This is a genomic window from Tomitella biformata AHU 1821 (assembly GCF_000524475.1).
Lineage (GTDB): Bacteria > Actinomycetota > Actinomycetes > Mycobacteriales > Mycobacteriaceae > Tomitella > Tomitella biformata.
In genome coordinates, this window is sequence record NZ_BAVQ01000020.1 from 20,248 (window position 1) to 28,088 (window position 7,841).

The 7,841-nt window shown below is 66.8% G+C and carries 4 protein-coding genes, 1 tRNA gene and 2 pseudogenes; 2 read left to right on the plus strand and 5 right to left on the minus strand.

Translation table 11 applies throughout. The annotated features are described in order from the left end of the window. Positions 1-11: 11 nt before the first annotated feature. The 4 genes and pseudogenes from thrC to argS all read right to left on the minus strand — a co-directional run bounded on the left by thrC (position 12) and on the right by argS (position 5,426). Complete coding sequence (gene thrC / locus TBIF_RS08115; protein ID WP_024794327.1) at positions 12-1,094, minus strand: threonine synthase; 1,083 nt, start codon at positions 1,092-1,094, stop codon at positions 12-14. Beyond that, positions 1,091-2,392: a homoserine dehydrogenase gene (locus TBIF_RS08120; RefSeq protein WP_024794328.1), complete on the minus strand. Its 1,302-nt coding sequence runs from the start codon at positions 2,390-2,392 to the stop codon at positions 1,091-1,093. The genes thrC and TBIF_RS08120 overlap by 4 nt, the downstream gene beginning before the upstream one ends. Further along, positions 2,392-3,723, minus strand: a pseudogene (gene lysA, locus TBIF_RS08125) (diaminopimelate decarboxylase); the annotation flags it as partial. The gene TBIF_RS08120 and the pseudogene lysA, both read right to left, overlap by 1 nt. 50 nt (positions 3,724-3,773) lie before the next feature. Next, positions 3,774-5,426 carry an arginine--tRNA ligase gene (argS, locus tag TBIF_RS08130; RefSeq protein ID WP_024794330.1) on the minus strand — a complete coding sequence of 551 codons (1,653 nt, stop codon included), beginning with the start codon at positions 5,424-5,426 and terminating at the stop codon, positions 3,774-3,776. Positions 5,427-5,567: 141 nt separating this feature from the next. On the opposite strand from argS, the gene TBIF_RS08135 reads away from it, so the two are divergent. Both TBIF_RS08135 and TBIF_RS23230 read left to right on the plus strand, forming a co-directional pair. Then, positions 5,568-5,639: transfer RNA gene (locus TBIF_RS08135), tRNA-Arg, on the plus strand. A 363-nt stretch (positions 5,640-6,002) separates the two neighbouring features. After that, a complete protein-coding gene (locus TBIF_RS23230) occupies positions 6,003-6,683 on the plus strand; it encodes a phosphatase PAP2 family protein (protein ID WP_148302204.1) in 681 nt (226 codons plus the stop codon). Between the two features lie 153 nt (positions 6,684-6,836). On the opposite strand, the pseudogene TBIF_RS25655 reads toward TBIF_RS23230, so the two are convergent. After that, positions 6,837-7,841: pseudogene (locus TBIF_RS25655) on the minus strand (hypothetical protein); the annotation flags it as partial.

Genomic DNA, 7,841 nt, shown 5'->3' on the forward strand with positions numbered 1-7,841 from the left:
CAGCGACATCATCAGGCCAATTCCAGCGCGGAGGCCACCGCGACCGGATCGACACCGATGGGCTTGATGTGCGGCATGCCGAGCAGCGCGCTGTCAGGGTCCTTGAGGCCATTGCCGGTCACCGTGCACACGACGACCTGGCCGGGCTCGAGCCAGCCGTCGGCCTTCGCCGCGAGCAGGCCCGCGACGCTGGCCGCGGAGGCGGGCTCCACGAACACGCCCTCGGTGGCCGCGATGAGGCGGTAGGCGGTGAGGATCTCCTCGTCGGTGGCCGCGCGGAACTGCCCGTTGGACTCGTTCTTCGCGTTCATCGCGCCGTCCCATGAGGCGGGGGCGCCGATGCGGATCGCGGTGGCGATCGTCTCGGGGTTCTTCACCGGGGCGCCGTGGACCAGCGGCGCGGCGCCTGCGGCCTGCACGCCGAGCATTCGCGGCAGCACATCGACGATGCCGTCCGCGTGGTACTCGTTGTAGCCGCGCCAGTAGGCGGTGATGTTGCCTGCGTTGCCGACGGGCAGCGCGTGGATGTCGGGCGCGCGGCCCAGCACGTCGCAGATCTCGAAGGCGGCGGTCTTCTGCCCCTCGATGCGCACCGGGTTCACGGAGTTGACGAGACCAATCGTCGGGTACTCGGAGGTGGTCTTGCGCGCCAGCTCCAGGCAGTCGTCGAAGTTGCCCTCAACCTGAATGATCTTGGCGCCGTGCATGACTGCCTGGGCGAGCTTGCCCATGGCGATCTTGCCCTCGGGGATCAGCACCGCACAGGTCATGCCCGCGATGGCGGCATAGGCCGCCGCGGAGGCGGACGTGTTGCCGGTGGACGCGCACAGCACGGCGCGCTGGCCGCGGGCATACGCATCGGTGACCGCCATCGTCATCCCGCGGTCCTTGAAGGAGCCGGTGGGGTTGAGGCCCTCGACCTTGAGGTAGACCTCGCAGCCGGTGATCTCCGACAGGTGGCGGGCGGGCAGCAGCGGGGTGCCGCCCTCGCGCAGGGTGATCGTCTTCCAGTCCTCACCAATGGAGAGTCGGTCCCGGTACGCCTCGATCAGGCCGGGCCACGCGCGATGGACGGGCTTATACGGATTACTCATTCTGCGGTGCCTTCCAATCGGAGAACGCTGGTCACAGCGTTGACGTACTCAAGATCTGCCAGCGAGGCGACCGTCTCCTGCAGCGCGGCCTCCGTCGCCATGTGGGTCACCACGACGAGGGACGCGCCGTAATCGGTGTCCTCCTGGCGAACGACCGAGATGCTCACATTGTGCTTGGCGAACTCGGCCGCCACAGCGGACAGGACACCGACGCGGTCGGTGACCTCCATGCACACGTGGTAGCGCGTGGGGGTGTCCCCGAAGGGCGACATCGCCAGTTGCGCGTAATTTGACTCGCCGGGCCCCTTGCCCCCGTGTACACGGTTGCGCGCGGCGCTGATGAGGTCGCCCAGCACGGACGACGCCGTCGGGCCCCCGCCTGCGCCCTGGCCGTAGAACATCAGGCGGCCAGCCGCCTCCGCCTCGACGACGATGGCATTGAACGCGCCGTTGACGTTCGCGAGGGGATGCGCCAGCGGCACCAGCGCGGGGTACACGCGCGCCGAGACGCTGGAGACGCCGTCGGCGCCAATGATTCGCTCGCAGATCGCAAGGAGCTTGACGGTGCAGTCGACGGCCTTGGCCGAGGCGATGTCCTCCGCGGTGATCGCGGAGATGCCCTCGCGGTACACGTCGGCCGCAGTGACGCGGGTGTGGAACGCCAGGGAGGCGAGGATCGCGGCCTTCGCGGCGGCGTCGTAGCCCTCGACGTCCGCAGTGGGGTCGGCCTCCGCGTAACCGAGCCGGCCGGCCTCGGCCAACACGTCCTCGTAGGCAGCTCCCGTCTCCGCCATTGCGGAGAGGATGAAGTTGGTGGTGCCGTTGACGATGCCCACGACGCGATTGACGCGATCGCCAGCCAGAGACTGCATGAGCGGGCGCACCACGGGGATGGCGCCGGCGACCGCGGCCTCGAAGTACAGATCCACGTTGGAGCTCTTCGCGGCATCGGCCAGCTCACCGGTGTAGTCGGCCAGCAGCGCCTTGTTCGCAGTCACCACGGACTTGCCAGAATTGAGCGCCGACAGGATCAGGGTGCGCACCGGCTCGATACCGCCGATCACCTCGACCACAATGTCGACATCGTCGCGGTCGACCAGTGCCTGCGCGTCCGTGGTCAGCAGGTCAACGGGAATGCCCCGGTCGGCGCTGATCGTGCGGACTGCGACCCCGCGCAAGATGACAGGAGCCCCCACACGGGATTTATAGTCATCGGAGCTCTCCAATAGCAGCCGGGCAACCTCGCTGCCCACGTTGCCCAGACCGAGCACTGCCACGCCGATTTCACGGTTGGCCATCACTGAACCTCCAAGCTGAGCAGATCTTCTTCGGTCTCGCGGCGCAAGATCAGGCGGGCTGATCCGTCGCGCACGGCGACCACGGCAGGTCTAGTGACCATGTTGTAACGACTAGACATTGAATAGCAGTAGGCACCGGTCGCAGCGACGGCTAGCAGGTCCCCCGGTCCGACATCGCCGGGCAGCCATGCGTCCTTGATAACAATGTCACCGCTTTCGCAGTGCTTGCCCACCACCCGAGAAACTACCGGATCGGCTGTGGAGGTCCGCGACACCAGCCGCACATCGTATTCCGCGTCATAGAGTGCGGGGCGGATGTTGTCACTCATTCCACCGTCGACACTGACATAGCGGCGCTGCAGATCGGCGGAGACGGTGACGTCCTTGATCGTGCCGACCTCGTAGACGGTGATGGTGCCGGGGCCGGCGATGGCGCGGCCGGGCTCGACCGTCAGGCGCGGCGTGGGCAGGCCCGCGTCGGAGGCCTCGGCTGCGACGATCGCCGTGAGCTTCGCCGCGAGCTCGTGCACCGGCGGCGGATCGTCGCTGGACACATAGGCGATGCCCAGTCCCCCGCCGAGGTCAACCATCGAGAGCGCGGCGATCGCGTCGGCATCGGCCCCCGCGTCCAGCTCGCCGACGATCTGGGCCAGCAGCCCGATCACCCGGTGCGCCGCGAGCTCGAAGCCGTCGACCTCGAAAATCTGCGAGCCAATGTGGCTGTGCAGGCCGACGAGGCGCAGGTTCGGCGCCGCAAGCACGGCGCGGGCCGCCGTGATCGCGGCGCCGCTGGCGAGAGAGAAGCCGAACTTCTGGTCCTCGTGGGCGGTGGCGATGAACTCGTGCGTGTGCGCCTCGACGCCCACAGTCACGCGGACCATCACATCCTGAATGACGCCAGCCTCGCCCGCCACCTCGTTGAGGCGCTCGATCTCCATCATGGAGTCGACGACGATCACGTGCACGCCTGCGCGCACTGCACGGTCCAGCTCAGCCACGGACTTGTTGTTGCCATGCATCGCGATCCGCTCCGCGGGGAAGCCCGCGTGCAGCGCGACAGCCAGCTCGCCGCCGGACGCGACGTCCATCGCCAAGCCCTCGTCGTTGATCCAGCGTGCGATCTCCGCCGACAGGAACGCCTTCGATGCGTAATTCACATTCTCCGCGCCGCCGAACGCCGCCGCCATCTCGCGGCAGCGACCACGGAAGTCGTCCTCGTCGATGACGAACAGCGGCGTCCCGAACTCGGACGCCAACTCAGTCACCGCGACGCCACCCACGCGCACGACACCGTCGTCAGCGCGAGCGCTGTTACGCGGCCAGACGTGTGCGGGCAGCGCGTCGACGACGCTCGCCTCGGGCTTGGTGCTCTCTGCGGTGCTCACATCTGCTCCGGGGCGTCGACGCCAAGCAGCCCGAGGCCATTGGCGAACACCTGGCGCGCCGCCATGCACAGGGCCAGTCGCGCGGAGTGGAGTTCGGTGATCTCCTCATCGCCACGCGGGAGTACCCGGCACGAGTCGTAGAACCGGTGGTAGGTCCCAGCCAGGTCCTCCAGGTAGCGCGCGATGCGGTGGGGCTCGCGCAACTCCCCCGCCGACGCGATGACCTTGGAGAAGTCGCCGAGGGTGCGGATGAGGTCGCCCTCCCGCTCATGGGTGAGCAGCTCCAGCTTCGGCTCGGCCGCACTGAGCCCGACATCGGCGGCGTTGCGCGCGAGGGAGCACAGGCGGGCGTGGGCGTACTGGACGTAGTAGACGGGGTTGTCGCTGGTGTGGCTCGCCCACAGTTGCAGGTCGATGTCCAGGCTCGAGTCCACGGAGGAGCGGATCATCGAGTACCTGGCCGCATCGACTCCGATGGCCTCTACGAGGTCGTCGAGCGTGATGACAGTGCCCGCGCGCTTGCTCATCTTCACAGCGACGCCGTCGCGCACCAGATTCACCATCTGGCCGATCAGCACCTCGACGGTGTCCGGGTCGTCACCGAACGCCGCGGCGGCGGCCTTGAGCCGGCCGATGTAGCCGTGGTGGTCGGCGCCGAGCATGTAGATGCACAGGTCGAAGCCGCGCTGGCGCTTGTTCTGGAAGTACGCGATGTCGCCTGCGATATAGGCGGCGTTGCCGTCGGATTTGATGACGACACGGTCCTTGTCATCGCCAAAGTCAGTGCTGCGCAGCCACCAGGCGCCGTCCTCGAGGTACAGCGCGCCCGAGTTCTTCAGATGCTCGACGGCCGCCTCGACCGCACCGGTCTCGAACAGCGAGTTCTCGTGGAAGTACACGTCGAACTCGACGCCGAACTCGGCGAGGGAGCTCTTGATGTGCTCGAACATCAGGCTGACGCCGACGGCGCGGAACGTCTCGCTCCGCTCGGTGTCAGGTAGTTCCAGCGCGTCGGGCCGCTGGGCGAGGATGGTGCCCGCGATCTCCCTGATGTAATCGCCGGCGTAACCGTTCTCCGGCGCCGCCTCGCCCTTGGCGGCGGCGATCAGCGAGTCCGTGAAGCGGTCGATCTGCCCACCGTGGTCGTTGAAGTAGTACTCGCGCGTCACGTCTGCGCCCTGGGCCGTCAAGACCCGGCCCAGCGCGTCGCCGACGGCAGCCCAGCGGGTGCCGCCCAGGTGGATCGGGCCCGTCGGGTTCGCGGAGACGAATTCCAGGTTGATCTTGGTCCCGGCCAGCTTGCCCGAGGTGCCGTAGTCCGCCGCAGCCTCGAGCACCTTGGTGATGATGGCGCCCTGCGCAGCCGCGGCCAGGCGGATGTTCAGGAAGCCGGGGCCCGCGATCTCGGCGACGTCGACGCCGTCATCTTGCACCAGCGCGTCGGCGATCCACCCCGCGAACTCGCGCGGGTTCTGGCCAAGTTTCTTGGCCACCTGCATCGCCACATTGCTGGCGTAGTCGCCATGCTCGGGGTTGCGGGGGCGCTCGACCGTGAGCGTTTCCGGCAGTACAGAAACGTCAAGGCCACGGTCGGTGAGCACCTTTTCCGCGGTAGCGCGGATGAGGGCGGCAAGGTCAGCGGGAGTCACAGGTTTACATCTTATGGCCTGCCGCTGCGAGGCCGGCATTCGCCATCTCGGCGACGGCCCCGAACGGCCGGTTTCCGGATGAGGCCAACTATGCGCTACTGTCTAAAACGTCTTAAGGCACACCGGCGTGAAACCCGGTGCGCCCCCGTAGCTCAGGGGATAGAGCACCGCCCTCCGGAGGCGGGGGCGCAGGTTCGAATCCTGCCGGGGGCACCCAGATTCACAGCATCACCTGCGCGGCCACAGAACATCGTGGTCGCGTTTTTCATTGGGCGGAGAAGGCCGGACGGGTGCGAACCTCCACCTCCGACCGCCCGAACGTGCACCGCACCGAGGCCGCTCTGCGTGAGAGATGGCGGATCCCCACACCGACTCCACGCTCCTGGTCGTTCGTGCCGGAGCAGCGAACCGACCAGTCCAGCCACGCCGCCTGCAGAGGATGCCGCTATCCCTCACTTTGACTGGATATATTCTCCTATGCCCTGATCTCGCCCGAACGTGCATTTCATGGCGATGAGGGAAGTGCGCCCGCGACCCGGTTCCTGTCCGCCCCCCTAAGCATTGGGAGAAGCCTCCGTGCCAAGAATTCGCCACTGGCAGTTCACCTCAGCACTGCTCATCGCCATGTCCGTGGGCCTCGGGCTGGCGGTGTCGAAGGCGGATTGGCTCGTCGAGCAGGACATCGCGATCAGCGAGAACCTTCGGGCACTCGATAGCGGCTGGGTGCACGCGGTCATGTGGACGGCCAGCGCCGTCTTCTCGCCCGTCGGCGGCGCGGCCATAATGGCAATACTCGCCCTGGGCCTCGTCCTGCGCCAACGGATGCGCGATGCCGTCATGACGCTGTTCGTGATCGGCTGCGGCTGGCTGAGCGCGATGGTGCTCAAGGCGCTCATCGATCGCCCGCGGCCGCCGCTGGCCGCCGAGGTCAGCGCCAGCTATCCCAGCGGGCACGTGGCACTCGCGACGGCCATCGTGTTCGCCGTGTTCCTGCTGATCCGCAGCGTGGACTGGCGCGACACCGTGGCGGTCGCCGGGGCATTGCTGATCGTGCTCATCGCGTTCTCGCGCGTGATATCGGGCGCGCACTACCTCACCGACACCGTCGGCGCGGTGCTCCTCGTTTCCGGGGTGGTGATCGGACTGAGCGGGCTCTGGCAATTCGCTGACAGCCGACTGACCCTGTGGGCCCGCCCCGACGCAATCGTCGACGAGTTACCCGTAACTGGCGGCTCGGCAATAACCCCTAGCCACTAGCCCCTAGCCCCTGCTTGCGACTCATCTCGGTGCTCTAGAGCATTGCGACATTCGCATCGCGCGTGAATCTGCTGCTGCCATTTTCTAAGAGCGGATTTAGGCAGGTTTGACTGTGCCCACCTCGGATTCTTAGGCTCTGGGCACAGTGCTTTCTCAGACCGGTGGGTCTGTGGGGTGCTGTTCGCGGCGTAGTCGGTTGTGTTCGCGTTCGCGGCGTCGGCGGGCGAGTTTGTCGGCGTGCCGGGTTCTTCGGCGTTGCGGTCCCACGCGGGTGGGATCGCCGCTGCTGCGTTCGTCCGGAGGCGGCGGTGGTGGCGGGTCGGGTGTGCCGGGTGGGTCGTGAAAACAGATTTTCTGCAGCGCGGGGAACAACGCCTCGTTGGTGTGGCCGTGGCTGTGCAAGCGGTTGCCGGACGGGGTCACAATCTCGACGTGGGTGTGCCCGTCCTCGCCGATGTATTGGTCATCGAGCCAGTTCCCGAACGTTTTGAACAGGTGGTGTAGCCGGCATTTGGCGTTGCCGTTGACCCTATTGGTCTTCCCACCCTGCTCGGGACAAGCGTGGTCGTATTCGGTGACGTGGTCGAGGTCGCCGGACCAGGCAGGTTTATCGCAGCCGGGGATCACGCAGTAGCCGTCCCTAGCGCGGATGAAGGTGTCTAATGCGGCGGAGAACCGATACGGATCGCTCGGCAAATGCGTGGGCAATGCCTGGCCGGGGTGAGGATTAAGGGGCCGGATGACGGTGTAGGGGCGGGCCGCGATCTCGCGGAGGTGATCGGGACTGATCAATCCGTAGCCGTCGAGGAAACCAGGGCGCTCATCAGACTTAGCAGACTTTTCGGACTCACCGGACGTGCCGGGTGCGCAGGCTTCGCGAGTCTCAGACGACTCCGGTGACGACGCATTGGACTCGGAGGCGTCTGGCGTCTCCGCCGGTGCTGGTGCCGGGGTTTCTGCTGGTGCTGGTGTTGTCGGTGGTCGGGGGTCCTGCGGCGGCACCGGACCATCAGGATCATCGGGACCACCAGGACCGTCGGGGCCATCAGGATCATCCGGTGTGTCAGGACCCTCGGGACTATCAGGGCCATCGGGTGTGTCGGGGGTGTGGAGGGTGTCGGCGTCGCAGATCACGTGCAGCACGATCTGCGCGTGACG

Coding starts and splice junctions, on each gene's coding strand:
- thrC (WP_024794327.1), bottom strand. CDS start 1,094: ATGAGTAATCCGTATAAGCCCGTCCATCGCGCGTGGCCCGGCCTGATC.
- TBIF_RS08120 (WP_024794328.1), bottom strand. CDS start 2,392: ATGGCCAACCGTGAAATCGGCGTGGCAGTGCTCGGTCTGGGCAACGTG.